Below are 26,987 nucleotides of genomic sequence, written 5' to 3' on the forward strand. Positions count from 1 at the left end.
AGCAATGGATAAGGAATATGTGAGTCGCAGCCGCCTCTTTAGGGAAGCCTTCCTGCCCGGGGCGTACACGCGGCTTCGAAATCAGGCTTACGGTCAGGTGATGGGGATCATCAACAGCGGATCCGCTCTGGACGGGGTCGACAAAGAGCAACTGCGTGAGGCTGTCTTGAACTTCGTCATCGACTGGGAGCACGCAGGGGGGGCAGTCGACCCCGCCTTCATGACCGCCGCCGAAAAAAAACGCCTGGAGATCCAGTCACCCTCAGAAATTTCGGTTTCGCCTGCCCCACTGATTCTCACCTGCAGACTGTGCAAGGTGCTGGACTTTTACGACTCGCGAGAACCCGAAGACCGAACACTTGCAAAGATGCAGGCTCGAATCAAGGCGCGCAACGGCAGAAGCTTCATTGCATGCAAGCGTCCAGGTTGCTCGGGCGAAATGATCCAGGTTCCGTATGTGTCTGTTCATCGGTGCGGACTGGCGAAGCCCATTCACATTCATCCTGCCGCGCGCCGCTCGACCAATATCGGCTATCGCGACGAGGGCTCGTTCTTCCACTCATCTTTCTTTGATGTGGAATCGGGCAACAAGCTTTCCGGGTCAACCCAAGACAAGTGCCCGGCCTGCAGCAACCAGTACCAGGACGAAATCCAAAAACGTGGGACACCTCTCACGAGCGGCGAGTCCTTTTACGCACAGAGCACGCAATACATCGCACTGAACGAGGAGCTTGGAAAACTCATTGCTTCTCTCCTACAAAGCTTGCAAGGCAGTCCCGAAGGGCCTGAGGGGGTGGGCCAGGACGTATCCGAAGGGGTTGCGCTTGCATTACTGAAGCTGATGTCGGGACGTGAGCTGCAGCAGAAACTGGATCTGCTGCTATCTGCGAATGTGGGCGATGCTGAAGAGCAGACAGCACTGCGTGCAGAGCTAGAGAGAAAGCGACTGAGCATCGCCAAATACGAACTCCAGGCCGAAGATGATGATTTCTTGGCTGAGTTACTCGACGCAACTCGCAAGCAGGCCGCCCTAATCGAGTCCCAGCTCGCAGCGTCATCAGGATGCTTCAGCGCCGCTCGCAAATTCATATCAGACCCGGGCAGGCTCATTGACCTGGTCAGCAATCGGCGCACGTTGGAAGCCGTATTCCTGCCTCATGATGTACAAGGCAGAACGATCGCTCAAGAGATTGCTGAGACCAACGACAGCGTGCAAAGAGATCTGCTTGCAACACAATGGCAGAGCGTCCAGGAGCGGTACGGCATCGACTCGGTGACCCACATCCCAGACCTGCGGGTGGTCTTGACCACGTTGGGCTATACACGCGAAAAAGGTACGCCGTCGGTAAATCCCGGTACCCCGCCTGTTCTGCTCAACGCATTCGCAGACCGTGTCGATGAGGCTATGAAAGGTAAAACCTCCATCTATGCAATGTCTGCAAAAACCGAAGCCTTATGGATCCGACTGGATCCTCGCAAGGTGTTGCGTTGGTGCGTCGACTCTGCCTTTTTGGAGCCGCCGGGCGAGGAGGTGTTTGCCGACAAAGCCCGCAGCCATGCCTACCTCCTGAGCCATTACTACGTCTTGTCCATGCTGCCTGGCAAAGCGGCGAGGGAAATCCCATCCCGAAACCCTGAAGAAGGCGCCCCTTTTAACCTGCTACACACGATCAGCCATGCGCTCATGCTGACCGCGCGGCGCCATACGGGGTACGACTCCAAGAGCATCCAGGAGTACCTGATCCCGATGGATCTCTCGGTAATCCTCTATGTGTCGTCGGTTCAGAATTACACCGCTGGCGGGCTCCTGACCCTGTTCCAACACTACCTGCAGCCATGGTTTGACGATGCTAGCATGTTCGCCTTCAACTGCGCGTTCGACCCCGTGTGCACGGATGGCGGCAACTCCTGCAGTGGTTGCGTTCAGATCGAAATCGGCTGCGAGACGTTCAACCAAGGCCTCTCCCGTGCATACATCCACGGGGGGCCTGCGAATCGTGAGGGTTCACTCCTGATCCAAAAAGGCTTTTGGGAGAGGTGATTTGGATCACCTGCCTAGGCAATACAGAAACCGCTTATGAGGTTAGCCGCCAGGATGACTTTACAGGCACCTGGAAGGAAGGCGGCTTCAAATAGGGGCTACTAGGACGGGGACTCAGGGGCACGGTGTTGGGGCCATTGGCGTAGGCAGCTAAGAACGCGTTCGTATTAGTTGATGATCTCGGAGTTCACAAATGGCACATCGCCAAGCTGAACTCATGCGTTTTTAGCTTGAGTGAGCAGTTTGTCCACAAAAGCGTCGGCCAATACCCCAATACCAGATACTGAAACGTCAGCAGGTTGCCATGTACAGCAGGGCATACCCTGTTAGAGTCGCGAATATTGCGACTCTGAGTTGCTGACGGGTGCCCTAGCTATCACCGAAGCCATTTTAGCCACCGGTCAAAGCCGCTCAAACTCCACCCATGTGAAAGAGCTTCAGCTTTCCTACCGAATTCCCGTCCTCAAAAAACTCAACAGAAACCAGGTTCCTGACACGATCCACCAGGATGAAAGCCCCCAGCAGATATCCGCACACATGCTCAGGGTGAACCTTTCCACCGAACGACCAAACGTGCTCCAAATTCCTCTTCGTCAGCGCCATGAGCCGATGGCGGTCTGACAGAACTTGCTGAGCTGTCTTGTCCGGTTTTGCCATTTCAATCGCGATCAGGTTGTCAGGCTCTTGCTCACCACGACTGTGGAGAATCAGGTCGCAGGTCACCTGAATAACCTCATATTCACCATTGATGATGGTTTTGATCTCGCCATCCTGTTTGCGGTTGTACTCAGGATCCGCAAAGTAGCCCGCGAGCTTGTAGTCCGGGAACATCGACTCGAACTGGTAACCCAATCGTGCGCAGAGATTACGCTCTGCTGCGTTGTCCCGAATGTTGGCTGCGTCTTTAACCATGAAGGCTTTTAGAGCTCGGTCGAAGAGCTCATAAAGCGCGTGTTGAGGAATTTGCATCCAGCTACTCCGCTATCGTACATCGGGATCGAGAAACGTCGCGACCAATCGGTAGATCAGGGCAACACGGGGGCCCAAATGAGTGGCAGTCCCTAAGCTTTCGCCGTTACTAACTGTTAGCCTGGGCTGATCTCTGCTCAGAGTCATTTTTCCTGGAACTGGGTTTGCCGACAAGATTTTCAAGACGGCGTGTGGGCATGTCATCTCTAGCTCCCCGCCCTGAGGATGGCCGCGTCAGTCAGCTTTCAAGCACAGGCACCCTCCCTCATCGCAGAGACTTCATACGCCAAAGACGCCGTTTGCTGGAACCGTTCAGGGCCCTGGGTGTTCAACGAATTTGATCACCCAAAGCCACTGCTTTCAGCGTTGACATCAAAAAGACGTCACCGCAAGCCTCATCCAACCCCATGTCGTAGCTCAAAGACAACCGCAATGCTCGGTGATGGCTTCACCTGACCCTCAGAGACACAGACTTGGACAAGATTTTCCATACAAAGCGGCTACCTCTAATCGCCGTCATTCACGCATTGCCCATTGCTTCGCCTGCGAATCAGCACGCTCAGCGTCCGAGGCCCAAGAATCTGCAATCAGCTCAAGCATCGCACTCGTGCGAACAAAGTTCACCGATGACTTAGCCCAATCTCGTGTTTGCTGCTCCAGGACGCGCTCCTGCTCACCTCCTTCGCCCATGTTCTTGACCACACCCCCCCGCATGTTGAATCGCTCGATCTGGATCCCGCGCTCGATCTCTTCCGATGCGAGGGTTTCGATGAGGCGTCTAACAGCTTCGTGAGGCCAAGCACCGTCCTCGTGGCTTACTGGCGCATGCGCTAATACCTGGCCGATCATTTGGTCGGTAATGGCCTCGCGATCTGACTCAACGCCTAAGCGCCGAACCTCGTGACACCAATTCAACAAAGCTTGCTCATTGACCTCTTCTCCAGACTGGCCAGGCAGCCGGTTAAGACCTTTGAGGAGACGATACGCGTTTGATGCATGCTGCCTGTCAATCTCGGAGACTTCAGATGGCTCAGCGCCTTTAGCCCTGAACACTCGACTGACCATACCCATGAAAAATTCAGGTTGCTCAAGCAGCATTCTATGAAGGGTTTTGGGTTCTTCCCGAAGCGCCTGCAGATAGATGAACTCCAAGCCCGCCACTTCATCAGTAGCAACATCAGATCGCCCCGCCAAGTCGTCAATGACCTTCTCAACATCGAAAAAGCTGGAGGTCACTGAGTTGGAGTTGTGCTCACCAACCCCAGCCTTGAGCAGGGAGATGACAAGCTGCGACGGTATGTCCTGGAGTCGGCGAGAGGCTGCGCTCAATGCAGCAGTAGGCCGATCGACCATGAGGTACTTCCTCATCGCGTACAGCAGCTCGTTTGTATCTCGGTCTAGGGGGTACGGCGCCTTCTGCGACCAGTAGGCGCGATCAATCTCATCGCCGAATGACTCGACGTATAGCCAGATTTTTAGCTCATCGGGAACGAAGGCGAATATTTGCGCAAGGCATTCGGTCGTTATACCGCTATTCGACAACGCCGTACGCGCGTCCTCCATCCATTGCTGCCTAAAACGGGACACGCCCTCTGCAAGCGAGAAGCCTGCGGCCAAATCCATCTGCTTGGAATCGCGGCCTAGGGTATTGGAAAATAGCTCCCACAACTGCTCATATGGCAACTCAAGGCGGCTAACGGTGGACATTATAAGCCGCGCATGCGCCGCACGTTCAAGGAGCGCCAAGAGCCCCTGAACGCCCCGCGCTTCATGGATTGTTCTCACCGCGACCAGTCGAGCATCTTCGACAAGCTCAACAGGGTCAGCATCCTCATCATCAACCCCTTCAACAGGCGGCATCCAATCATCGAAAAGCCAACTCTGGCTTTCCACCAACTCTTCGGGCGCGTGTTTGTCTGCCACGAACAGGAGACGCTTCAGCCTCTCCTCCGACATGGCCCAGTTAGCGTTTGAGTACTTCTGGTGTCGCTTAACCTCGACATTCAACGACTTCCAGATACTGACCCGATCCTCGCTAGAGACTTCGCCGAGTACCTCATCCAGCCGATGCGTCAGCGCACTGAACGGTGCCTCCTGAAAATGTGCCATGGCCCCAATCAGAGCCTCCCAGCGATCAGGTAACGCACCCGCTTCTTCGAGCGCGAGCGCGATAATTTTTGCTTCGCTTTCCCACACAAGCCCATAGGTCAGGTTCTCCCGATCATCACGCTCATAATCTCTGAACTTTGGCCTTGCGGTCGGGCTGCTGATGCCACCTGATCGAGGAAGCAAACTTGCCAGCAGCGGCCAAGCGATAGAGGGAACCTGCTTCACAATGCTCTGCAAAACAGCCAGCCGTCGATTCGTTCTAACTGAGGTGCAGGGAGACCAAGACAGGAATATCTCTCGCAGACTGTTGATAGGTCGGTTGGTTAGCCTGCCTCCCGGATCGAAGGCCGCGAGTTTGGCCAGGCAAACTACTGAACGCTCAAATGACGTCGCATCCCATGCAAGCACCTCAAGCGACCACAAAAGGCCACAGTGGTAGGTAACCGGGCTAAGCACACCTGGATGCTCATCAAAAATAGGCCGGATTGAAGGCGAATCGCCCTCAAGCTGACGCTCAAGGGCCTCAAGAAAAGAATTGGGCGAAGCCTCTGCGAGCAGTTGCAGGTTCTGCTCTAAACTGGCGATCAGCACAGAATTGGATGATAAGCCCGTGATCGACTGAACAAGCTCATCCACGTAGCGCTGAGGGTCTTTACCTGCAGCGGTGAAACGAGCAGGTTTGTGCAGAACAGCAATATGAAGCAAGGTTGTCAGCATCCCCTTTTTCAAATGCTCACTGTGCTCTGTCGCACTCTCGCGCTTCTTGGGGATCACAAATGCATCTTCGGCTTTCGGTGGAGCGTGCGAAGCGGCGGCTGTGTCAAAAACGGCAATCAAGGCTTCCCGGAACAGCTTGAGGTGCCGGTGCCCAATTTGGGACGCAATGTTTAGGAATACATCGACGGGCGCCCTCGTCGCCCAGAGGTTGTCTTCACGCTCAATGGGTGAGTCCGACATTTCCAGATACTTACGCAGAGTATCTTCGACATCCTCGTAATCATACCCGCTGAGCGAGCTGAGGATACTCTTGTCGTGATCTACGTCCGAGTCCCATGCTCCCGCAAGCAGCGCCGGAACCAGTTCTAGCGCACTATCTCGCCACTCGGGGTATTCCGTGTAACCGTTGGGATTGAGGCGGGCAAACACCGCCAAACTTCGGCCACAGCTACGCGCGGAATTATAGGCTTCGTTTTCAGTCATCCCCATCAGGACAAACGCTTTGCTAAGCTCGCTACTCAATGGTCGACGCAACTCGACATGGTCAATTTTTTTGTCACTCACCCCAGCACTGATGACAGTGGGCCCACGCTTCATGAGGAGCCCTGCGCTTTTACGCGCAGCTTTTCTCGGCAGGTAGATCAGATTTGAAGTGCTGGCCAGATGACGCGCAGCCTCTTCGGTTTCCACGATCAACGTGCGTGACTCTAGGAACTCTCGCACCGTATCAGGGGCCTTTCGTATTGCTGCAACAACAAAGGCAATGACCTCATCGCTGGCATCAGCAGAAAAGGCCCAACACCCATTTTCTCGGGCCAGCTTGCGCAACAGATCCTCCGCTTGGGACTCCCGTCCAGCGAGCAAGACTTCCTCCACAAGATGAGGTTTGAACAGGGAGGAAAATCCGATCCAAAATTCGTCAGTACTGAGTACCCCGGTTTGAGGGGCCAGTTGAAAATCGCGTTGAGCCCATTTGGAAGCTACTGCTGGACATTGGTGAAGCCAGTCCTCAAGCATCTGCCCGTCGATATAGATCACATGCTTCCACTGGGCAGATTTAATTTTTTCAGCTAGCCAAATCTCGACTTTCTCGCGAGGCGTATCCCACGTCCTGGGAGATACAAGCACAAGCGTATGTTCAGACCGCGCCTGCGCGCCCACTTCAGCGGTTCGCTTGTTGTAATCCTGCTCAGCCTTGCTTTTGCCGTCACCATTGGTTCCAAATTCCCAGATGGACTTACCGTTAGGAACGAATGAAGAGGCTGAGTCTGCATCCAAGTAGCCGTCGTAGCCACGAACCTGCCCCATGTCCCCGTACAGAAACCTCAGGCGCCTGACCTTCGATGCAGTGGCCCATATCATTTCTGAGACGAGCTCGGGCAACTTATTCTCTGCTTGGAGCGTATTGGCCCAGACCCCGAGTTGAAGAGCGCTAATCCATTTCAACGACACACTCCTTTCTGACGCCAATCGATAATCAGTTGAGGTCGAGGCCTGTAAGCGCGACCTCATGGCACAGGGCCACTCTACCCACGTCGCAGCCGGATGGCCAGACAGCCCAAAAGCGTCAGTGTCATGTCGCCGGGCCAGCCTGCATTCCCGATCTTCAAGTCATTGATCCAAGCGGCAAGAAGCCTTGGCGACCCAAGGTATAGGCGGTCTCCGCATAAGGGCTGGTCTGGCGAGTGCTATCCACGATAGGAACTGTAGTGGTCAACAATTCCCGGACACAGAATTGAGTTTTTCTTCCGCAATCGCTGGCGGCACGAAACCGTTGTGCTGATGCGGTCTTGTCCAGTTGTATCGCTGCATGAGATAGCGACCTATATCTTGCTCGGCCAGCGTTGTCGTCATGTAGCCCGCCGTCGGCACCCACTCCGTCTTCAAGCTACGAAACAGCCGCTCCATGGGGGCGTTGTCGTAGCAGTTTCCCCGTCGGCTCATGCTTTGCGTCATCCGATAGCGCCAGAGCCGCTGACGGAAATTACGGCTGCCATATTGGCTGCCCTGGTCGCTATGAAACAGGACACCCTGCGGCCTGCCACGCATCTCGTAAGCTCTGTCGAGCGCCTTGATGACCAAGTCGGCATCGGGCTTGGCAGACATCGCCCAGCCCGCCACTCTGCGGCTGTACAAGTCCAGGACGACGGCCAGGTAGCTCCATCGACCCTGCGTCCAGATATAGGTGATATCGCTGCACCAGACCCTGTTTGGCGCTGCAACAGTGAACTGCCGGTCGAGGATATTGGGAATGTCAGGGCGCTCAATCGTGGCCTTCTTGTACGCATGAGAACCTGGCTGCTTGCTGATCAATCCCTGTTCCTTCATCAAGCCCCGGACCTTGAAGCGCCCGACCTCGGTGCCTTCGTCCTTGAGCATGGCAACGATACTGCGACTACCGGCTGAGTCACGGCTTTGGCTGAACAGCTAGTTGATGCGGCTGCGCAGACTCACTCGGCGCACATCGATGCGACGCAGTCGTGCCAGATAGGCGTAGTAACACGATCGGGGTAGTTCGAAGACCGAACACAACAGCTGAACAGGATGACGCTTGGCCAACTGCCGAATCGACTTCAACGTCTGCGCCCGTGCTCCTCGGCCATCAAGAGCGCAGTGGCCTCCTTTAAGATTTTCTTCTCAAGCTCCAGCCGGTTGATACGGGCCTGGAGTTTCTGGATCGTCTGCTGCTCAGGCGTGAGCGCCTTGGCACTAGGCGTGATACCTCCACGCTCCAGCTGCAACTGGGCGACCTAGCGGCGTAATGCGGTCTCACCCACGTCGAGGGATTTGGCGGCCTCAGGGCAGCTGTAGCCTTGGTCGAGCACCAGGCTGGCAGCCTCGCGCTTGAAGGCAGCAGTGAAAGTACGTCGTTGTCTGATCATCGAACACCTCTACATGGCAATCATCTTCGCCTAAAAAGGTGTCCGGGGTTAGTAGACCACTACAACGAGATTTACGACGCCGAGAGCTGAAGCACACGCGGCACAGTTTGTGACGTCTTCCAAAAGGGGAATCTTCTCCACCTCAGTCCGAGCGGCTGAATTTTCCAGTCAAAAACTTTCGAGACTGAGCCTGATATCCGCTTCTTTGGCTAACTCCACAATCTGTTGGACGCGCTGGGCTTCGACGACAAAGCCTGCGTATTCGTCCCCACCCGTATTCATGTACAGGTACCGCATTCCATGTTTTTGCAGCCAAATATCAAACTCGGCCAGCACGTCAGACATCGGCTGACTACCGTCGTGCATATAGGCAAAGGGAGCCGAAATACCACTAGCCTGAGCGAGAATGGGGGCCAAATACTCAAAGCTATCGAAACCCCGAAAATCACATACCATCAATGTGAGCTGCTTTAATTTCTGGCCACGCTTATCATCGGTCAATCCTCCGTAAAGAGCCGTTTCGGGGCAGGCACCCTCTTTTAGCTTTCTTAAGATGCGCCGCTCCAGCCTTCCACGCTCTTCTCCTGGCATGCGGATAAGCAGCAGCTCCAGCAGAGACTTTAATGCACGACGCTGCTCGGGCAGCTCAGGCCTCAGTGCCTTAAAGCATTCCCTGTCACTAAGCTAAGTTGTTTCGGGCGGTGGCATAGTAAAGCGTCCACCGAATAGCCGATCCCATATTCCCATATTCCCATACGCTACAGCCAAATCTGCGTTTTTTCATCCCACGCCTTTTCGACGAACAACCTACCCTTGGTAGGTTTTGTGCCATTTCCTGTGCTAGCTTGAACGCCAACGTTGGTTTTCCACCTGCAACAGGAGGCAGAACAATGCCATTAGATCCGATACTGCTGATGGGCGGCTCCGGCGCGATCGGTCGCCAGACGGCTCAATCATTACGTGCTGCATACCCCGACCTTCCCCTGCTGATCGGCGGCCGTGACCTGGCCAAGGCGCAAAGCACCGCAACGGAAATTGGCGGTGCCGAGGGCGTGGTGATCGATCCGGCGCGGGATGATCTTGGCCTGGGCGAGCGCCAGGTCAGTGCCGTGGCCGTGTTCTATATGGATCATTCGATCGCCGGGCTGAGTTTCGCACAGGCGCGCGGCGTTCCTCACCTGAGCATCTCCTCAGGCGTTTTCGAGATAGCGCCGGAAATCGCGGCCTTCATGCACACGCCCAACGCTGCGGCGGTCGTGCTCGGTTATGAATGGCTGGTGGGCGCCACCACGGTGCCGGCGCTCGAACTGGCCAAGGCATTCAGCCGGGTACATGAGATTCGCATCGGCGCGCTCGTCGATGAAGAGGACGCTGGCGGTCCTGCGGTCGCCGCTGACTTCGAGCACTTGAACAAGATGTTGCCGGCCGCCCTCACCCGCAAGGATGGGGTCTATGTGTGGCGCGCAGGCGATGATGCCAAGGCTGTATTCCGCGCCATCGACGGTACCGAAATCCAGGCAACGGGCTTTTCATCGATAGACGTGGTGGGCTTGGCCACGGCCACCGGTGCACGCAGTGTCGAATTCAACCTGGGCAGCGGCGTGAGTTCGAGCCGGCGTGCGGGGCACGGGTTGTCGACTGAAATCATCATCGAGCTCAACGGAGAGGACCATTCAGGCCAGCAGTTGAGCACGCGGCACGCCGTTTTCCACCCCGAAGGGGCGGCGCCACTCACCGCAATCGGTGTCTCCCTGATCCTCGATCGACTTGTCGGGCTCGATGGCAAGCCGCCCACTGCGCCTGGCCTGTACTTTCCTTACCAGATTCACGACACCGACACCTACCTGGCGCGTCTCGAGCGTGAGGGTGGCCGGGTCATTGGGCTGCAGGTTCCGTGAACGCCGGTCATGGGTATCGCTGCACGCGACCACCGGCTACGGCGGTTGCGCAGCGATATTCAGGATCTGCCCGAATACCTAACGAAGGTTGCGGGCGAACAAGGCCAGCATGTCGCGCCACCCCTCCTCCGCTGCGCGTTCATCGTAGACGGGGAAGTCCGTCATCATCCAGCCATGGGCGGCGGGATAGGTTCGGGTGGTGAAGCGAACCTGGGCGTCCGCGAGCGCCTTTTCGAGCCGCTCGGCCATGGCCGCCGGGTAACTGGAGTCGTTCTCGGCGGCACCGATATACAGCTCGGCTTCAAGGGCCGCCACGTAGGTATGGGGACTATCGGGTGCATCGCTGGCCAGATTGCCGCCATGGAAGCTGGCAACCGCTGCGAATCGATCCGGCCAGGTGCCGCCGGCTGCGATCGCCATGCCGCCGCCCATGCAGAATCCGACCGCGCCGATCTTCTGCGTCAGAACACCTTCATGTGCATCGAGGTAAGCGAGAAACGCATGGGTATCCTCGACCGACTTGGCATTGTCGGTAGTCGCCATCAGCGGCCCGAGGATGGCACGCACGTCGCCCTTGAATACTTCCTTGGGGTCGAGTGGGCCATAAGGGCCGTAGCGGTAGAAGATATCGGGCAGCAGAACGGCGTAGCCGGCCTCCGACAGCCGCTCGGCCATCGCCAGTGCAGCGGGCCGAATGCCGCCCGCGTCCGGGTAAAAGATGATCGCCGGGCTTGGTCGTTCGGAAACCGGGGTAAACAGATGCACCACGCAGTTGCCATCACGCGTGGAGAGGCTGGCCTGTTCGTAAGGCATGTAGATGCTCCTTTGATCGAGTGCAGGGAAAGGCCGTGGGGCTCGCTGTGCTCAACCGCAGGCTACATGGTCACGACCATGTAGCCCGGCGTTGCGCGAAGCGATGCCCGGAACAGCTCTTTCGAACGCATCGAACCCAGGCAGTTCGCGCAACCCGTTCTGCCGTTCGTCACGGCACCCCGGCAGGCGCTAGGTAGCGATGCGAATTCCCGCAGCCTTGTATTGCGTGCGGATGGCCTCATCGATGGCATCCACGAAACGGTTGGCCGATATGGTGAGTGGCTGCCCTGCGATCCGATGCACCGCTTCCACGACCCTGGCGCGTAAGTCCCTGTTGGCGAACAGCTGAACCTGGATGATCAGGTTGCCCAGTGCGCAGAACTCGGCGATCAGCTTGCGCTGCAGTTCGAGCTCCCTGGCCATCAGATCAAGCGCCGAAATACTGCTCAGCACGGCCTCGGCCGACGCCAGTTCAGCATTGCTCAACGCGACCTTCAGCGGAATGCTCTTGAATTGGCGTAGGAACTCGTACAGCTGCTGGAGATGCGTTGTTTCATCGAACTGCAGCCAGGCGCCCAGGCCCCTGAGGGTTCCGCATTCATGGGGGTACCAGGCCTTCTCGGTGATGGCGCGCCCGCGCTCGTCCCTGCCGTGCTTTATGGTCATGTATTCCCACATCACCTTCAGCGCATTGCGTTTCCAGCGATCGACCAGCACCGGCAGCAGTTCAGCGGGGAGCATCTCCAGAACGCTGCTGGCCTCGGCCTGCAGGTGCTTGAACGCCTTGAGCAGGTCTTTCGCACACAGGGTGAGTTCCTCTCTTCGCTCCAGCAACGCCTGCACGCGCTGGCGGCGCAGTGCATCCTTCTCCGCAGCGGTGAGTCGCTTGAAATCGTTCTGGACCTGCTCATCGTCCAGCCCCAAGTGCTTGAGCGCGCAGCAGTGGCCAATCAGCACCAGTTTGTTTTCCGTGGTTTCCACCACGTAACCGCGCTGGTGAGCCGTATCGCAGCACCTGCTGTGCTTGAGGAACTGACAGCGGGCATCGGAATTGATGAGGTTGTAGGAGCGCAGCGGGCGGTGGTAGGTGTCCTTGATGAAAACGTGGCCGTACTCGATATCGAAGAGCCTGTTGAGCGCTTCCAGGGTATCGATCTCACTGATGGTCGAGGCCGTGAACACAGGGTTCTCCAGGTTGATGCTCATATACGTGGACGCGTATCGGGGCTGCAGCGGTCGTGGCTGGCGCCACTGCTGCCCCTCATATCCCCACCCTTCCCATTTGCATCTCTGCCCGCTGCAACCGTAGCCGCTGCAAGCGTTCTACCAATGAGCGATAGCGGGCCGTTTCGCTGAAGGCTTCTGCTGCCTGCTGTGAGCCGTAGATGCTCAGGTGGCCGGATTCATCGAGACCAAACGGGACGTTGTCGCGGGTCACGTCGGAGGGCGCGCCGCCGATATGGAACAGGTCGTCACGGGCCAGGAACATGATGTTGGCCACGTCGCTGACCTGTGCCTGCAGCTCGGCGTTGGCCAGGCGTGCGGACACATCTCGCTGCTTGCCGTACTTGCCGATATCGAAGGGAATGTCGAAGAGCAGCGTGCGGGCATAGCGGTCCGCAACGTTGACGTCGAAGTTGGTCGGTGTCGGCATCACGACCAGCAAGGGCGCCCTCCCCGACGTCAGCTGTATCGCATGATAGACGCCATCCATTTTCTGCTGGTTGCGGATCACGCCCCAGGAGCCGGCAAAAATGATCAGGTCGTATCGCTCGATGCCAGCCTTCAGATAGGCGCGATTCAGCTGGCACTGCTCATAGGCGCGACTGCTGGTAGGCCCGGTGAAGGCCAGGCCCTCGGAAGGAAAACACCAGTCGCTGGCCACCGATTGCACGTCGATGGACAGGGTATTGCCGATGGCATCCCAGAACGGCGCGTAGTGCCCCGCGAAGGAGTCGCCGATCAGCAGCGCCTTGAGCTCGCCGTCCCGTGCACCGAGGCGGCAGAGTTGGCCGCGATTGCCCACCGGCAGCGTGGTGATGGTCTCCACGCTGTAGAAGCACCAGCCATTGGTGATGATCGGCATCGACAATTGCGCCGAGGCCTGGCGAAAGTTGGCTGAGAGACGAACTGGAACGCCGCTGGCCACCACCGTCAGCATAGCCGCGAGCACTACGCCGAAGAGCATGCCCAGCTTGGCCGCAGGCTGGGTACGTCGTAGCAAGCCTGCGCTGCGGGTGGCGCCAAGCTCGACGAACATGTAGGAAAGATGCCCTGCCGCCAGCGACGCCAGCATGCCGATTGCCAGCCACGCTGGCTGGCTCTCCAGGCTGAAGTAATCCAGCCACACCACGATGGGCCAGTGCCACAGATATACCGAGTACGAGGTGCGCCCCAGATACTGGGCAATGCGATTATCGGTCAGCGCACATCGTTCGTGCGCGGCGGCGATGAACAACGCGCTACCCGCCACGGGGACCAACGCCAGATAACCCGGCCACAGATCCTGTTCATTGACCAGCAATGCCGCCGCCAGAACCAGCGCCAGGCCCACCCAGGCCAGCGCACGACGCTGAGTCACTGCCAGCGTCAGCGGGAACAGATACACCAGCGCGCCGGCTAGCATCTCCCAGACTCTCGCTGGCAGCAGGTAAAAGGCTCCGGATGCCGAGTGCAGCGAACCCAGTACGGCGATGACCAATGACAGCGCAGCAGCAGCAAGAATCACCCAGCGCCAGGCCGCGAGGCTGGCGAAGCGTGCCAATACGGCCAGCAAGATCGGATAAAGCAGATAGAACTGCCACTCGGTCGACAGCGACCAGGTGTGCAACAGCCACAGGTCATGAGCGCTTTCGTGAAAGTAGCCGGCCTCTTTCCAAAACAGCACATTGGAAACGAATGTCAGCGCGGCGATCACCTGTTTGCCCAGGCTGACATACTCCCCCGGCATCAGCAGGAACCACCCCACCGCAAGCATCGCCACACAGAGCACCGCCAGCGCCGGCACGATGCGTCTGCAGCGCTCCAGATAGAAGGTGGCGAAGCTGAATCGACCCGCCAGGCTGCGTGAGACGATGATCCCCGTCATGAGATAGCCCGAGATCACGAAAAACACATCCACGCCGATGAAGCCGCCCGAAACCGGCGCAACACCGAAATGAAACAGCACGACCAGCAAAACGGCCACGGCACGCAGGCCGTTGATATCCGATCTGAATTGCATACCACGACCTCCTGTCGAGCATGCGTACCTGGTGAGGGCACCACTACGTGGGTTGTGTGGAAAGTACTACCGTGGGTATCGCGGTTTACGAATTGGCCCAAGCAGCGCTGTGCGCAGGTCTGGTAGAGAGGGCATTTAACGAAAGGGAATCGGACTTCTTGGCCCGTGATGCGCGACTACGGTTCCGTGGAGTGCGCACTGCAGAGGAACATTCCTGCTCCCTCGGAGCAAGCGAATCCGCCAGCGCAGCGCCTCTGTGCGACGGGCTGTGTGGTCTGGCGCTCATTGAGCGGGATGGGGTAACCGCGAGCGGTCAGCGGGTAATGGCGGGATTTGCCCAGGGGCGCTGCCAAGGCAGGCCCTGGGAAATCGCAACACGCTGGACGGCTCGAGTCGAGCGCCCAACGCTGACGTGGATTACGGCGAGGTGGCGGTGATCTTGACCATTTCGTTGGTCACGTCCGGTAACCCGCCCTGGGCAGGAACGAAGGTTTTCAGGAGTCGGCCACCATAAGAGCCCTCGGATGCGAACCAGCTCTCGATGACGGCCAGATTCCGTCCATCCTTGCCGGACGTGGGCCCCGAGGAGATCTCGTTGGTGAACTTGCAGGTATCGAAGGTGCCCAGCGGGGTCGTGATCGTCTCTCGACCGATGTAGGTGTGTTTCTCCGTGATCTCGGACTCTACGCCCGGGCCGGCCGTGACGGTTTTACTGAGGTAGCTGACCGTAACGCTTTGCCCCGGTTGAAGATCGATCGGAACGGCCGGTGGCGGGATGTTGTAGGTAGTGACCAGTGAAGCACCGCTGCCGTGTTGGCTGCCATAGCGGATGATCTTGCCATCCACGAGGTCAACGAAGACGTAACCCGTGAAGGCGGGGGCGTTATTGATCAGCGTCGTTTGTGCCTGAACCAGCGGATTGGCATCTGCGAATGACTGACGGCCCCAGGTTTCGGTTTTGTTGTGACCCAACACGTCGGGCGCGTTGCTGATCCGCGCCTGCGTTTCGACCACACTGCCCTGGCGGAAGTCTGCCTCGGCAATGCAGGCACCCGATGACGCGTCACTTGCCGCCGATGAACCCGCGAATGCCCCGCTCCACGCCACGACCATCACAGCCGCGACGCGCGTCGTTCGCTTGAGGGAACGACGTTGCCAACTGATTTCACCCATGAAGCGCCTCTTGTCTGGCAGCAATGAACGCCCTTCGCCTGGCACTCGCTGCGCGAATCGCTCGGCTGCGTCAGGGTAAAGACAAACCATGAAAACTATCAGCAGCTCCAACAGGGCTCAATAGCACAGATGTGCTGCACCACTGCCCTCTCCGCCCACCACGCCGGATAGCCTGATCGATGAGCCGGCGAGGATTTTCAACAGTCACAGCACGCTGGCAAGAAACTCGCGCAGGCGCGGGTGTTGAGGGTTGTCGAGCAGCGTACGGGCGTCACCGCCCTCCACCACCTTGCCGTTGTCCATGAACACGATATTGTCCGCCACCTCCCGGGCAAAACCGATTTCATGGGTCACCACCACCATGGTGATGCCCGAGTGCGCCAGTTGCTTCATCGCCTGCAGCACTTCACCGACCAGTTCGGGGTCGAGGGCGGATGTCGGTTCGTCGAACAGCATCACGTCAGGCTGCATGGCCAGTGCCCGGGCGATGGCCACACGCTGCTGCTGGCCGCCGGACAGCTCGCGCGGCCAGGCGTGCGCGCGGTGCGCCAGGCCCACCTGCTCGAGCAGTTGCATGGCCCGCGCTTCCACCTCGGCACGCTTCTGACGAAGGATGCGCATCGGGGCGTCGACGATGTTCTGCAACACGGTGCGATGCGGGAACAGGTTGAATTGCTGGAACACCATGCCGATACGCTGGCGCTGCTGGGCCACGACCTTTTCCGGCAGCTCGTACAGGGCCTGGCCCTTGCGCTGGTAGCCGATCAGGGTATCGCCGACATGGATGGTGCCGCCGTCGAGCTTTTCCAGGTGGTTGATGCAGCGCAGCAGGGTCGATTTGCCGGAACCGGACGGCCCGAGAATCACCGTCACCGAGCCGGCGGCGATGTCCAGGTCGATGCCGTGCAGCACGGTGTTGCCGGAGAACTGCTTGTGCACGCCCCGCAGGCGGATGGACTCACTCATGCTTCGGACTCCTGCGTGTCCTTGTTGCGGCGCAACCAGCTGCTGCGTGCCGGGCCATTGCCGCGGCTGAACCACACTTCCACGTAATGCTGCAGCACCGACAGCACCGAGGTCATCACCAGGTACCAGGCGGTGGCCACCAGCAGCAGCGGAATCACTTCATAGGTGCGCTGATAGATGATCTGCGCCGAATAGAGCACGTCCTGCAGTGCGATCACCGACACCACCGCGGTGGTTTTAAGCTGGCCGATCACCTCGTTGCCTGCCGGCGGCAGAATGGTGCGCATGGCCTGGGGCAGCACCGTCTGGCGGAAGATCTGCCCTGGGCGATAGCCAAGCGCCTTGGCGGCTTCGAGCTGGCCCTGGCCGACACTCTGGATGCCGGCCCGGATGATCTCCGCCGCATAGGCGGACTGGTGAATGACCAGCGCCAGAACCGCCGCACTGAACGGGCTGATGATCTCGTTGGTGGCAGCGCTCCACACCTCGCCAACGAACGGCAGGCTCAGCGACAACTGCGGGTAGAGCGCGGCGATGTTGTACCAGAGGAACAGCTGCACCAGCATCGGCACGGCCCGGAAGAACCAGGTGTAACCCCAGCTGACACTGACCAGCACCGGATTGGAGGACAGGCGCATCAACGCCAGCAGCGTACCGCCGGCAAAGCCGAATACCACCGAGATGACCGTCAGCTCGATGGTCATCAGCACGCCCTTGAGGATCGACTCCTCCGTCAGGTTCTGCGCCACCACGTCCCATTCGAAACGCGGGTTGTTGACCATCGACGTGGCCACCAGCGACAGCAGCAGCAAGACGATCAGGGCGCTGAACCAGCGCCCCCAGTGACGGTGTTTGACGATGCGCAGCCCGGCGATGTCGTCGTCAGGCCGTGGGCTCATTTGATGTTTTCTTCGTTGAGGCCAGCGGACTCGACCGCACCGAAGCCGATTTCCCACTTGTCGAGAATCTGCTGGTAGGTGCCGTCCTTGATCAGCGAGTTGACCGCTGCCTGGATCGGTTTACCCAGCGCAGAGTCCTTGGCCAGGGCGATGGAAACGATGGTGTCCTCGATGGTGATCTCACCTGCCAGCTTCAGCGCCTTCACCTGGCTGGCCTGGTAGCGCAGGCCCTCGTACGGGCCGAAGAACATCGGCACACGGCCGCTGATCACCGCCTGCACGCCAGCCGGACGATCCGGGAAGATCGGCACGTTGATGGCCGGCTTGCCATCGGCCACGCAGGCTTCGCTGGCTTGCTGCAGACGGGTCACCTGAGAGGTGCCGGCACCGGCACCGACGGTCTGCCCACACAGTTCCGGGAAGGTATTGAACGGCCCCAGGTTGGCATCGCTACGGCCGATCAGCGCCAGTTTGGAGGCATTGTAGTAACCGACGAAATCCACCTGTTCGAGACGCTTGGCATTGGCGTCGATATTGGAGATCGCCGCATCGTAACGCCCGGACTTCAGGCCCGGAATGATGTTGTCGAAACCGCCGGTATCGCGCAGCTCCAGCTTCACGCCAAGGCGATCGGCAACGGCGCTGATGATGTCGATTTCACGCCCGGCCAGGGTCTTGTTGTCGGCCTGGTAGAAGGTGGTCGGCGGTGTGTTCGGGTTGGTGCCGGCGATGATGCTGCCACGCTTCTTGATCGCTTCCGGCAGGCTGTCGTGCAGCGCGGCATCGGCCTCCGGCTTGGCGGTAGCGTTGAAGGGCACACCCTTGTCGGCGGCAAAGGCGCCGGACAGTGGCAGCAGTGCGAATGCAGCAGCGGTCAGTGCAGAACGTTTCATGGCTTATTCCTTCTCGGTTGCCAGCGGGGCAACGGCGGCAAAGTTTTCTTCAACGGGGGGCAGGCCGAGGTTTTCCCGCAGCGTGCTGTATTGGTATTCGCTGCGGAACAGGCCGCGGCGTTGCAACTCGGGAATCACCAGCTCGACGAACAGTTCCAGCTGGTCAGGCAGCACGGCGGGCATGATGTTGAAACCATCGGCACCGCCCTGCTCCAGCCACAGCTGGAAGTCATCGGCGATATCTTCCGCGGTCCCGACCACCACACGGTGGCCGCGCGAGCCAGCAGCCACCGCAGCCAGTTGGCGCAGGGTCAGGTTTTCCCGGGCGGCCAGCTCGGTGAGCAGCTTGACGCGGCTCTGGCTGCCTTCGGTCGCGGGGATTTCCGGCACCGGGCCATCGAGCGGATAGGCGGTCATGTCCACCCCGAAGCGGGCGGACAGCTGCTCGATACCGTTGTCGATATCCACCAGCTCATTGAGCTGGTTCCAGACTTCCTGCGCCTGCTCGCGGGTGCGCCCGACAATCGGCATCACCCCCGGCAGAATCAGCAGGTGGTCGGCGTGGCGACCGGCGTCACGCACGAACTGCTTCTGGCTCTTGTAGAACGCCTGGCCTTCTTCCAGCGAAGACGCCGCGGTGAACACCACCTCGGCGGTTTGCGCCGCCAGTTGCTGGCCGGCAGGCGAAGAACCCGCCTCGATGATCACCGGGCGGCCCTGGGGAGAACGCGCGATGTTCAGCGGGCCCTGCACCTGGAAGTGCTTGCCCTTGTGGTTGGCCGCGTGAATCTTGCTGTCGTCGGAGTAACGGCCAGTGTCCTTCTCACGGACGATGGCGCCCTCCTCCCAGCCGTCCCACAGCTTGAAGGCCACATCGAGGAACTCGCGAGCCATTTCATAGCGGTCGGCGTGGGACGGCAGGTCTTCGCGGCTGAAATTGCGGGCCGCGTCGAGGGAAAACGACGTGACCACGTTCCAGGCGCCACGCCCGTGGCTGATGTGGTCCACCGAGCAGAGCGCGCGGGCCAGGTGGAACGGCTCATCGAAGGTCGTGGAGGCCGTGGCGGCCAGGCCGATGTGCTTGGTTTGCACGGCCAGCGCAGACAGCAGGGTCAGCGGTTCGAGGCGCGACATGGTGGACGGCAGACGATGCACGCTGGTAGCCAAGGCGTCGCCGACGAAGAACATGTCGAACTTGCCCGCTTCCGCGGTCTTGGCGATCCAGGTGAACCACTCGACATCGGTGGGCGAACCTTTTGCGCCCTCGGCACGCCAGCCACCCACGTGGTGCCCCAACGCCTGCACGAACAGACCAAGGCGTAACTGACGGGGCGACGTTTGTTGCACGGACATAACCAATCCTTATTGAAAGCCAACGAGTGAGATCAGGCGATGCAACGCGGCATCGTCTGCAAGGCGTAGATCCTGACTGATCGCGAACACCCGCTCATCAGGCAGCGATCGAAGATTCTTGTGCAGCTTGGCCTGCACGTCGGTGGGCAGTGCGGCGGTCTCCTTGCGGGTCACGCAATGGCTGTGGGAAGACCCATCGGCCATGAACAGGGTGACCCGGTGAAAGCGCAGGTCCGGGTCGAGCTCGTCCGCCGGCGCATTCAGGTCCGGCACGCGGCTCACCCGCGCAGCCAGTGCGGCAATGGTCGGCTCGACCGCTGCCTCGCCGTAGCGTTCGAGGGACACCGCACCGTTGATCAGCGCATCGGCGATCACGTACTCCAGGCTGAAGCGCGCCTCCACGCCATTGACCGGCGCGATGATGTTCGGCGCGGTATCGGCCCCCGGCGGGAAGCTCACTTCGATGCGCTGCACGGCGTCCAGTTCAGTGTCGATCCGCTCGCGCAACACGAACGCCGCCTCGGCAGCGCTGTGGGTGCCGCCGCAGGTGGGGTAACGCTTGAACTCCAGCCCCGGCGCGATGATCCGCCATGGCTCGCCCCAGCCCGCCAGCAGGTCAGCCGGCTGGGCCACGCCGAACCCGAGCGTGGCGAGAAACGCCTCCAGCACCCCTTGGCGCTGCGCCGCGAACCCGCTACGGGCCAGCTCGACGCTGTTGACCGCACTGCGCGCCGCATAGCCGGCATGCAGCGCCTTGGCAGCAGAGCCGAACTGGGCGCGCAGCCCCGAAGCCTGAGTAGCGGCAAGGCCGATGGCGACCTCGGTCTGCTCCAGGGGCAGGCGCAGCAGGCGGCAGGCAGCACCGGCGGCGGCAATCCCCCCCAGGGTCGCGGTACTGTGCAAGCCAGCCGCGTAATGACGGGTGCCAATGGCCTTGCCCAAGCGGCCGGCCAGTTCCACGCCGACCACATAGGCATCGAGAAAATCGTCAGACGCCTGGCCCGGATAGCGTCCGCTCAACGCCAGCAGTGTGGAGAGCACCACCGTGGAGGGGTGCCCGCGAAACGTCGCGTGATAGTCGTCGAAGTCCAGCGCATGGCTCATGTAACCCAGCTGCAGCGCCTGGTTCTCCGTACTGCCCGCTGCGGGGAACACGTCGCGAACAGGCACCAGCCCGGAATCGGCAAGCACGCCGAGCTGCACAGGCAACAGGCAGGCAAAGTAATCCATCACCCCTTCACGGGCATGCTGACGTTCACGTTCACCTGGATGGATGTCGAAAAGCGCCTTGGCCAACCGGCCGCTAAGGGAAGTGTTCAAAAGGCACCTTTAAAAGTAAGGCTTTGACCTACATCAAGATTTTTTAACCACCGGGCATTTTCCTTGCCTGTGAAAAGCGCCGCAAATATCCAAAAGCTATTTGCTTAGCGCCAAAAGACATAACCAATGAAGCGCAGCCACAACCTCGGCAGGGCGTCGGACTAACCGGCACGGCATGCCGAGCGCCTTCGATCCCATCGCCATTTCATGTCAGGATCGCCCCTGGGTCTCGCTGCGCTCGACCACATCCTGCAGGGCCGTGCCAGTCGCATTTGCTGTGCTTAGGGACTACCCTAGCGCTATATGGCCGAACGGAGCCAACATGGCGGACACACCACAAGCCACTGGTCTACGGCTACCAGCGGATGCCCCTCTCGTAAGAAAACTCGGTCACGAGCTCATCGAATTCCTGCCGGTGGGCGTTTACCTGTGTAACGCCGCTGGCAATCTGGTCACCTACAACCCTAAAGCGGCAGAGATCTGGGGCGAATCGCCAGACCTGAGCAAAGGGCCCGTCATGTACTCGGGCGCATACCGTCTGCGCAACGAAGATGGGGTTCACATCCCCCACGACCAGTCCCCCCTGGCTGCGGTCCTGCTCACCCAGAAGGCGGTTACCAACCTGCGACTGGTGGTCGAACGGCGTGACGGCAGCCAGATTCCAATCCTCGCCAATATCGTGCCGCTGTTTGGCAACGATGGCGCCATGCTTGGCTTCATGAACAGCGTTCAGGATCTGCGTCAGCACGCTGCACAGGCGCAAGCGCAAGACAACCTGCAAAGCGCGCTGTTCCAGGCGCAGAAGATGGAGCTGGCCGGCAAGGTCGACAGCAGCGTCGGCAAGGACTTCACCAATCAACTGACCAGCCTGTCGATGAGCCTGTCATTGATGGAGAAGGAAATACTCAGCGGCGGGTCCGAGCAACTGCGCGCCTACTACACGCTGTGCAAGGAAGCCACGGATCGCATCACGGTGATGGCCGAGGAGCTGCTGCTGGTCGCACGCACACGCCGCAGAAAGCTCCAGCGAGTCGATCCCAACCAGATTCTGCTCGGCATGAGCGCGTTGATCGGCAATGAGGTTGGCGAGCAGATCGCCGTCGATCTCAAGCTGGCGTCGGACACCTCCTTTCTCAAGGCCAACAGGCAGCACCTCGAAAGTGCCATTCTCAACCTGGTGGTGAATGCGCGAGAGGCGATGCCTCAGGGCGGCGTGTTGACCCTGAGCACCGCCAATGCACACCTCGACCGCAGCAATTTCCCCCACCACAACGCCAATTTCAGACCGGGTCGCTATGTGGTGATCGATATTGCCGACAACGGCACCGGCATCGCGCCCCACGTGCTGGAACACATCTTCACCCCCTTCTACACGACCAAGGCGGCTGACAAGAGCCCAGGCCTGGGGCTGACGATGGTGAAGGGCCTGGTCACCGACATGAATGGCCAGATGGTCGTGGAGAGTCGGCTGAACGAGGGCACCAGCGTCAAGCTGTACTTCCCCTGCTATGGCACCGAGCACTCCCTGGCGGTCAAGGGAAGCGAAGAAGGCTGAGCCCGTGAGCGGATGGCTAGCGACGCCTCCGCTTGCGGCTGCCGATTTCGATCCAGGTCGGCGCGTGATCGCTCGGGTGCTCCTCACCGCGAACCCAGGTATCCACTCCGGCAGATTCGAGATAGGGAGCCAGAGCGGGGTTGAGCAGCAGATGATCGATGCGCAACCCCGAATTGGTCTGCCAGTGGCGCCTGAAGTAATCCCAGAAAGTGAAGATCTGTTCGCGGGGATGAAGATGGCGAACCGCATCCACCCAGCCCTGATCCAGCAGCCGCTGGTAGCACTCACGGCTTTCCGGCTGCAGCAAGGCATCCTTCAACCATGAGCGGGTGTTGTAGATGTCGACGTCGGTCGGCACCACATTGAAGTCGCCGGCGAGCACCACCGGGTGTTCGAGGGCCTGAAGGGTCTGGGCATGCTCGATCAGGTGCTCGAACCAGGCGAGCTTGTAGTCGAACTTCGGACCTGGGCGTGGATTGCCGTTCGGCAGGTACAGGCAGGCCACCACCACACCATGCGCCGCTGCCTCGATGTAGCGAGCCTGCTTGTCCCATTCCGCGCCCGGCAAGACTCTGCGAATTTCCAGGGGCTGCGCATCGCGCGCCAGGATCGCCACGCCATTCCAGGCAGTTTGCCCCTGATACACCACGCCATACCCCGCCGCCTCGATGTCCTTGGCCGGAAACGATTTGTCAGGCGTCTTCAGTTCCTGCAGACAGACGACATCCGGCGCCTCGCGCGCCAGCCAGGCCAGCAGGTTCGGAAACCGCGCGTTGAGGCCATTGATATTGAAGGTGGCGATCCGCAGGCGCTTCATCGTGTCGTCCTGATCATTCGTCGTAGACGTATGACCCGTTGCGGCAGGGTTCAGTCAGGAAGAATGATCCGGGTGTCAGCGGGCGTTTTCGGCGAGGTCCGAATCAACCGGAGGTGGCGGCTCGATGACGGCCTGATTGGTAATACCGAAGGGCACATGCACCGAGGGAGCGACCGCACTCGCTGACTTGAGATGCCCTGGCTGATCGTCGAAGAATATGTGCGGTTTCAACACCGCGAGCACTCGTCCCTTCTCGATTCCGCCGAGGAAGAATGCGTCGTTCGCCATCACGCCCCAGCTTTTCAGGGTGGTCATCGCACGCTCGTGGGAGGGTGCATTCCGGGCAGTGACGATCGAGACGCGAATCCGGTTCTCATAGCCAGGATTGAGCTTCTTGTGTTGCTCTTCTACTGACTGGATCTTCGAGATCCTGACCATGAACTCTTTCAATGGCCCTGGGTGATGGGGCTGCATCACGTTCTTGACTTCGTGAGCGTGAAACTCGGTCAAACCCGCTGACTGCATGACCGCCTCGGCTTCATCACCTGCCAGCACGCCATCGAAGTCGAACGCAATACGCAGGCTTTGGTCGGTCTCGTCATCGTCGAACCTGGACTCGAGCATCTGCCCCGCTGGGTAACCGGCCTTGATTGCCGACTCGACATCGGTTTTGTCACCCGACAGAAACAGCGCGATGTTCAGAGCAGGAATGTATTCATAGGGTGACTTGCCCTGCATGAAAATGGCTCGGGTCATCGGCAACCCGTAGTGCTCGATGGTCTTCATCACGCGTAACCCAGTGTCCGGGTCGTTCTTCGAGAGCAACACCACCTCTACCAGGGGGTCGGCCGGATCGGCGCTGAGGTCATTGAGCGATAACAACCGCTTGATGAAGGGGTAGGCAATGCCTTTGGGCAACGGGTTATCCAGATTCAGCTCCTGGAATTTCCGGTAATTCTCTTCACCCTGGCTCTGGAATACCGAGTCCGACTCCTGCAGGTCGAAGACAGCACTGGAAGCGACGCCGATTACCAGGCGGCCATCTAATTCATAAGGCACGTTGCACTCCTGAAGCACAAATGAATCCGGGAGCAATAGCGATGAGCCGCCAAGAGCCCATGAGGAAACGCCCTGCAGAGCGCTTTCCTAGCGCCCAACCCTCTGCGCCAGTGCCGCCAGCATCGTGGTGGTGTAGCCCTGCTCGCCTTCCGGCAGTTTGCGGAAGTGTTCGAGCAGGTCCTGCTCGGCGCCGCTGATGCTGTTCGCGGCCGCGGGCCGGCGCTCGCCGGTCACCACGTACAACACATCCACGCCCAGGCGCTCCACGGCGGCCAGGTAGAAGGCGTCCGGGGCGCCGGCGCCTTTTTCGTAGTTGATCTGAGTGGTTTTGCCCACGCCGCCGACAGCCCCCATATCGGTCTGGTTGAGACCCAGGCGCGAGCGTTCTTCCTTGAGACGAATTCCAATTGTCAAATCAAAGCACCAATTGTCAACTTATTGAACCCGTAAATTTGACTGGTCCATTTTAATGGACCATGCTTACCGCTCATCACCACATGCAATGGCACGAATCCACACCACTATGCCGACGCCTGCCTTACCGGGCAAGGGTTCGAGGCCACAATTGGCCGTTCCGGAAAGGGGGGGCTGAAAACTAGGCAACCAGGCATGTAAACCTATGGCGCTCAAGCGTTGAGCGCAGCCGGCAGGATCCGTCATCACCGCAATGACGGCGTTTCGAGATGTTCGAGGAGCATAAGGAAATGCACTATTCAGCGTGTACAACAGGGCACCCCTTTGCCCGCGAAACCGGCCTTACCACCTCCGCACAGGAGGTGCGCCATGACTGAGCCACGCAGCCGCGTTGTTCGATTCCCCCGGCGGCACAGCCCTATCCCCAAGAACTACGTCCCACCTCGCGATGCCCAGGGCGATGCCGAGCTGCGTGCAGGCATGCTGACCGATCTGTTCGACGAACTGATCAGCAAGAAAGGCGAGTATCCGGAAGGGCTGCAGGTGCTCGCGGCATCGTTGTTCGGCAAGGACCTGCTCGATGAGATGGTGGTGCTCTACCGCCAGGCGCTGAGTGAAGCACGGGGAGATGACGACCCCGAGTGAACCGCCCTGCTCTACCAGAGGCCTGCGAGCTGGCACCTGAGCCCGGGTTACGCACGGAAATCCAGCAGGCACTTCACCGGCTCGCGGGCGTCAGAACCGGAACGGCTCACGTTCAGAAAGGCAACCCTATGTCCGCAATCCTCAAACAGCTACAGGGTGACGATATCCCGGCTGAATACCGCCACCCCGATCGAGACACCCTGTTCCAGGTCGTTGCCGATAATGGCGAGGCGTTCATGTTCACCAGTGAGCTGGATGCGGCTGCCAAGGTGGTCGAGCTTACCGAGCGCGAGGCAAAGCCCTAGGCCGCTGGCCTGAAGCTTCTACGCGCGCTAGTTACTCAGGCCCGCTGGTGTCGTAGCGACCCGCCATCTCGGCCAGTGCATGGACCATGGTGCTGGTGTGCTTGCGCTGATCATTTTCCAGCCGCCTGAAATCCTCTAGAAGCCTGGCCTCAAGAGGCGAGATGCTGTCGGCACGCTCCAGTTTGTGCTCACCGGTGATGACATAGAGAACGTCTACACCTGCATCTACAACAGCAGCAAGGTAAGCGGCATCAGGAAAGCGCGTACCGTTTTCGTACTTGCCTTGTGCATTGGCTTTGACGCCACCCAGCTCACCAAAAACAACCTGCGACATTCCCAGTCGCTCACGTTCTTCGCGCAGGCGAACTCCAATACCAGTCATTTGAATAGAATTCCTTATTGACACCACTCTATTGAATGGTAATCTCCTAGTTACTGGATGCTTTTGAATGGACTCGAATGATGCATGCCACCCGTACCTCAGCACAAGCAAGGGCGTGGATCGACGTTACTTCGGCAAAAGGCTTTGCCGAGGTGACCATCCTCGATCTGCACGCCGATCATCTCGCCCAACCTCTTTTGTTCGACGAAGAATCGATCACTTGGGAGGGATGTCATGACTGATTCGCGCCCTCCCATCCCCCCCTTCCCCGGCCGAAAACGCCCCACTCCCAGGCCCGGCAGCCAATCACTCGATGCCCAGAGCGAAGCCGAGCAACGCGCGGACCTGCTGCTCTGTCTGTTCAACGAGCTGCTCGGCAAGAAGAACGAACGCACCGACAGCCTCGAGATACGCGTGGCTTATCTGTTCGGCAAGGACCTGGTCGAGGAACTGGTCGCCCTCTATCGCCAGGCGCTGCGTGAAGCGCGAGATGGCCACGACGGTGCCTGAATGGCCCAGTGGGCGTCGCTGGCAGGGGTATCGGCACGCGGTAC

The 26,987-nt window shown here is 59.4% G+C and carries 23 protein-coding genes and 1 pseudogene; 7 read left to right on the forward strand and 17 right to left on the reverse strand.

Going from position 1 to position 26,987, the window contains the following annotated elements; genetic code table 11:
• Positions 1-4 precede the first annotated feature (4 nt).
• Positions 5-2,041: a DUF8724 domain-containing protein gene (locus tag ACT9T4_RS04705; protein WP_499115745.1), complete on the forward strand. Its 2,037-nt coding sequence runs from the start codon at positions 5-7 to the stop codon at positions 2,039-2,041.
• Positions 2,042-2,452: 411 nt separating this feature from the next.
• Here ACT9T4_RS04705 and ACT9T4_RS04710 read toward each other — a convergent pair whose 3' ends face one another.
• The 4 genes and pseudogenes from ACT9T4_RS04710 to ACT9T4_RS04725 all read right to left on the reverse strand — a co-directional run bounded on the left by ACT9T4_RS04710 (position 2,453) and on the right by ACT9T4_RS04725 (position 9,309).
• A complete protein-coding gene (locus ACT9T4_RS04710; RefSeq protein WP_499115747.1) occupies positions 2,453-3,010 on the reverse strand; it encodes a hypothetical protein in 558 nt (185 codons plus the stop codon).
• Positions 3,011-3,526: 516 nt separating this feature from the next.
• Positions 3,527-7,282, reverse strand: coding sequence for a hypothetical protein (locus tag ACT9T4_RS04715; RefSeq protein ID WP_499115749.1), 3,756 nt, complete (start codon positions 7,280-7,282; stop codon positions 3,527-3,529).
• 267 nt (positions 7,283-7,549) lie between these two features.
• A pseudogene (locus tag ACT9T4_RS04720) lies at positions 7,550-8,718 on the reverse strand (IS3 family transposase).
• Between the two features lie 168 nt (positions 8,719-8,886).
• Complete coding sequence (locus ACT9T4_RS04725; protein WP_499115751.1) at positions 8,887-9,309, reverse strand: DUF6630 family protein; 423 nt, start codon at positions 9,307-9,309, stop codon at positions 8,887-8,889.
• Positions 9,310-9,608: 299 nt separating this feature from the next.
• Between ACT9T4_RS04725 and ACT9T4_RS04730 the strand changes: the two genes are divergently transcribed.
• On the forward strand, positions 9,609-10,616 hold the full coding sequence (locus tag ACT9T4_RS04730) for an NAD(P)-dependent oxidoreductase (protein ID WP_499115753.1): 1,008 nt from the start codon (positions 9,609-9,611) through the stop codon (positions 10,614-10,616).
• Positions 10,617-10,694: 78 nt separating this feature from the next.
• Here the strand turns inward: ACT9T4_RS04730 and ACT9T4_RS04735 are convergent, their stop codons facing one another.
• The 9 genes from ACT9T4_RS04735 to ACT9T4_RS04775 all read right to left on the reverse strand — a co-directional run bounded on the left by ACT9T4_RS04735 (position 10,695) and on the right by ACT9T4_RS04775 (position 21,256).
• Positions 10,695-11,429, reverse strand: coding sequence for a dienelactone hydrolase family protein (locus tag ACT9T4_RS04735; RefSeq protein WP_499115754.1), 735 nt, complete (start codon positions 11,427-11,429; stop codon positions 10,695-10,697).
• A gap of 189 nt (positions 11,430-11,618) precedes the next feature.
• Positions 11,619-12,635 carry a hypothetical protein gene (locus tag ACT9T4_RS04740; RefSeq protein ID WP_179538156.1) on the reverse strand — a complete coding sequence of 339 codons (1,017 nt, stop codon included), beginning with the start codon at positions 12,633-12,635 and terminating at the stop codon, positions 11,619-11,621.
• A 55-nt stretch (positions 12,636-12,690) separates the two neighbouring features.
• Positions 12,691-14,652, reverse strand: coding sequence for an acyltransferase family protein (locus tag ACT9T4_RS04745; protein ID WP_179538155.1), 1,962 nt, complete (start codon positions 14,650-14,652; stop codon positions 12,691-12,693).
• A 417-nt stretch (positions 14,653-15,069) separates the two neighbouring features.
• Positions 15,070-15,825: a hypothetical protein gene (locus ACT9T4_RS04750; protein ID WP_499115756.1), complete on the reverse strand. Its 756-nt coding sequence runs from the start codon at positions 15,823-15,825 to the stop codon at positions 15,070-15,072.
• 204 nt (positions 15,826-16,029) lie between these two features.
• Positions 16,030-16,791: an amino acid ABC transporter ATP-binding protein gene (locus tag ACT9T4_RS04755; protein WP_042556517.1), complete on the reverse strand. Its 762-nt coding sequence runs from the start codon at positions 16,789-16,791 to the stop codon at positions 16,030-16,032.
• Positions 16,788-17,690, reverse strand: coding sequence for an amino acid ABC transporter permease (locus ACT9T4_RS04760; protein WP_042556516.1), 903 nt, complete (start codon positions 17,688-17,690; stop codon positions 16,788-16,790). Before ACT9T4_RS04760 ends, ACT9T4_RS04755 begins: the two co-directional genes overlap by 4 nt.
• Complete coding sequence (locus tag ACT9T4_RS04765) at positions 17,687-18,583, reverse strand: ABC transporter substrate-binding protein (protein WP_499115759.1); 897 nt, start codon at positions 18,581-18,583, stop codon at positions 17,687-17,689. The genes ACT9T4_RS04760 and ACT9T4_RS04765 overlap by 4 nt, the downstream gene beginning before the upstream one ends.
• 3 nt (positions 18,584-18,586) lie before the next feature.
• Positions 18,587-19,936: an LLM class flavin-dependent oxidoreductase gene (locus ACT9T4_RS04770; protein ID WP_179538150.1), complete on the reverse strand. Its 1,350-nt coding sequence runs from the start codon at positions 19,934-19,936 to the stop codon at positions 18,587-18,589.
• 9 nt (positions 19,937-19,945) lie between these two features.
• On the reverse strand, positions 19,946-21,256 hold the full coding sequence (locus tag ACT9T4_RS04775) for an MmgE/PrpD family protein (RefSeq protein WP_499115761.1): 1,311 nt from the start codon (positions 21,254-21,256) through the stop codon (positions 19,946-19,948).
• Positions 21,257-21,578: 322 nt separating this feature from the next.
• Between ACT9T4_RS04775 and ACT9T4_RS04780 the strand changes: the two genes are divergently transcribed.
• Entirely contained in the window at positions 21,579-22,811 is a 1,233-nt protein-coding gene (locus ACT9T4_RS04780; protein ID WP_197077068.1) for a two-component system sensor histidine kinase NtrB, read from the forward strand.
• Positions 22,812-22,827: 16 nt separating this feature from the next.
• Here ACT9T4_RS04780 and xth read toward each other — a convergent pair whose 3' ends face one another.
• The 3 genes from xth to ACT9T4_RS04795 form a co-directional block, all read right to left on the reverse strand.
• Positions 22,828-23,628: an exodeoxyribonuclease III gene (xth, locus tag ACT9T4_RS04785; protein WP_499115764.1), complete on the reverse strand. Its 801-nt coding sequence runs from the start codon at positions 23,626-23,628 to the stop codon at positions 22,828-22,830.
• A 75-nt stretch (positions 23,629-23,703) separates the two neighbouring features.
• Positions 23,704-24,687, reverse strand: coding sequence for a 5'-nucleotidase (locus ACT9T4_RS04790; protein WP_042556510.1), 984 nt, complete (start codon positions 24,685-24,687; stop codon positions 23,704-23,706).
• Between the two features lie 87 nt (positions 24,688-24,774).
• Positions 24,775-25,101 carry a helix-turn-helix domain-containing protein gene (locus ACT9T4_RS04795; RefSeq protein WP_042556509.1) on the reverse strand — a complete coding sequence of 109 codons (327 nt, stop codon included), beginning with the start codon at positions 25,099-25,101 and terminating at the stop codon, positions 24,775-24,777.
• Between the two features lie 369 nt (positions 25,102-25,470).
• Here ACT9T4_RS04795 and ACT9T4_RS04800 point away from each other — a divergent pair, with 369 nt between their 5' ends.
• On the forward strand, positions 25,471-25,746 hold the full coding sequence (locus tag ACT9T4_RS04800) for a hypothetical protein (RefSeq protein WP_499115766.1): 276 nt from the start codon (positions 25,471-25,473) through the stop codon (positions 25,744-25,746).
• A gap of 128 nt (positions 25,747-25,874) precedes the next feature.
• Positions 25,875-26,051 (forward strand): hypothetical protein, encoded by a 177-nt coding sequence (locus tag ACT9T4_RS04805; RefSeq protein WP_156152808.1) that lies wholly within the window; start codon positions 25,875-25,877, stop codon positions 26,049-26,051.
• 31 nt (positions 26,052-26,082) lie between these two features.
• On the opposite strand, the gene ACT9T4_RS04810 is transcribed toward ACT9T4_RS04805, so the two are convergent.
• Positions 26,083-26,433 (reverse strand): helix-turn-helix domain-containing protein, encoded by a 351-nt coding sequence (locus ACT9T4_RS04810; protein WP_042556507.1) that lies wholly within the window; start codon positions 26,431-26,433, stop codon positions 26,083-26,085.
• An 80-nt stretch (positions 26,434-26,513) separates the two neighbouring features.
• On the opposite strand from ACT9T4_RS04810, the gene ACT9T4_RS04815 reads away from it, so the two are divergent.
• Positions 26,514-26,675, forward strand: a complete 162-nt coding sequence (locus ACT9T4_RS04815) for a hypothetical protein (protein ID WP_156152807.1) — start codon at positions 26,514-26,516, stop codon at positions 26,673-26,675.
• Entirely contained in the window at positions 26,668-26,943 is a 276-nt protein-coding gene (locus tag ACT9T4_RS04820) for a hypothetical protein (RefSeq protein ID WP_499115769.1), read from the forward strand. The genes ACT9T4_RS04815 and ACT9T4_RS04820 overlap by 8 nt, the downstream gene beginning before the upstream one ends.
• The last annotated feature ends 44 nt before the right edge of the window (positions 26,944-26,987 follow it).

It is taken from the genome of Pseudomonas sp. SZ40, from assembly GCF_052958135.1.

Excerpts from the sequence above, each read along its gene's own strand:
- ACT9T4_RS04705 (WP_499115745.1), top strand. The coding sequence starts at position 5 with ATGGATAAGGAATATGTGAGTCGCAGCCGCCTCTTTAGGGAAGCCTTC.
- ACT9T4_RS04710 (WP_499115747.1), bottom strand. The coding sequence starts at position 3,010 with ATGCAAATTCCTCAACACGCGCTTTATGAGCTCTTCGACCGAGCTCTA.
- ACT9T4_RS04725 (WP_499115751.1), bottom strand. The coding sequence starts at position 9,309 with ATGCCAGGAGAAGAGCGTGGAAGGCTGGAGCGGCGCATCTTAAGAAAG.
- ACT9T4_RS04730 (WP_499115753.1), top strand. The coding sequence starts at position 9,609 with ATGCCATTAGATCCGATACTGCTGATGGGCGGCTCCGGCGCGATCGGT.
- ACT9T4_RS04735 (WP_499115754.1), bottom strand. The coding sequence starts at position 11,429 with ATGCCTTACGAACAGGCCAGCCTCTCCACGCGTGATGGCAACTGCGTG.
- ACT9T4_RS04740 (WP_179538156.1), bottom strand. The coding sequence starts at position 12,635 with ATGAGCATCAACCTGGAGAACCCTGTGTTCACGGCCTCGACCATCAGT.
- ACT9T4_RS04745 (WP_179538155.1), bottom strand. The coding sequence starts at position 14,652 with ATGCAATTCAGATCGGATATCAACGGCCTGCGTGCCGTGGCCGTTTTG.
- ACT9T4_RS04750 (WP_499115756.1), bottom strand. The coding sequence starts at position 15,825 with ATGGGTGAAATCAGTTGGCAACGTCGTTCCCTCAAGCGAACGACGCGC.
- ACT9T4_RS04755 (WP_042556517.1), bottom strand. The coding sequence starts at position 16,791 with ATGAGTGAGTCCATCCGCCTGCGGGGCGTGCACAAGCAGTTCTCCGGC.
- ACT9T4_RS04760 (WP_042556516.1), bottom strand. The coding sequence starts at position 17,690 with ATGAGCCCACGGCCTGACGACGACATCGCCGGGCTGCGCATCGTCAAA.
- ACT9T4_RS04765 (WP_499115759.1), bottom strand. The coding sequence starts at position 18,583 with ATGAAACGTTCTGCACTGACCGCTGCTGCATTCGCACTGCTGCCACTG.
- ACT9T4_RS04770 (WP_179538150.1), bottom strand. The coding sequence starts at position 19,936 with ATGTCCGTGCAACAAACGTCGCCCCGTCAGTTACGCCTTGGTCTGTTC.
- ACT9T4_RS04780 (WP_197077068.1), top strand. The coding sequence starts at position 21,579 with ATGGCGGACACACCACAAGCCACTGGTCTACGGCTACCAGCGGATGCC.
- xth (WP_499115764.1), bottom strand. The coding sequence starts at position 23,628 with ATGAAGCGCCTGCGGATCGCCACCTTCAATATCAATGGCCTCAACGCG.
- ACT9T4_RS04800 (WP_499115766.1), top strand. The coding sequence starts at position 25,471 with ATGACTGAGCCACGCAGCCGCGTTGTTCGATTCCCCCGGCGGCACAGC.
- ACT9T4_RS04805 (WP_156152808.1), top strand. The coding sequence starts at position 25,875 with ATGTCCGCAATCCTCAAACAGCTACAGGGTGACGATATCCCGGCTGAA.
- ACT9T4_RS04810 (WP_042556507.1), bottom strand. The coding sequence starts at position 26,433 with ATGACTGGTATTGGAGTTCGCCTGCGCGAAGAACGTGAGCGACTGGGA.
- ACT9T4_RS04815 (WP_156152807.1), top strand. The coding sequence starts at position 26,514 with ATGCATGCCACCCGTACCTCAGCACAAGCAAGGGCGTGGATCGACGTT.
- ACT9T4_RS04820 (WP_499115769.1), top strand. The coding sequence starts at position 26,668 with ATGACTGATTCGCGCCCTCCCATCCCCCCCTTCCCCGGCCGAAAACGC.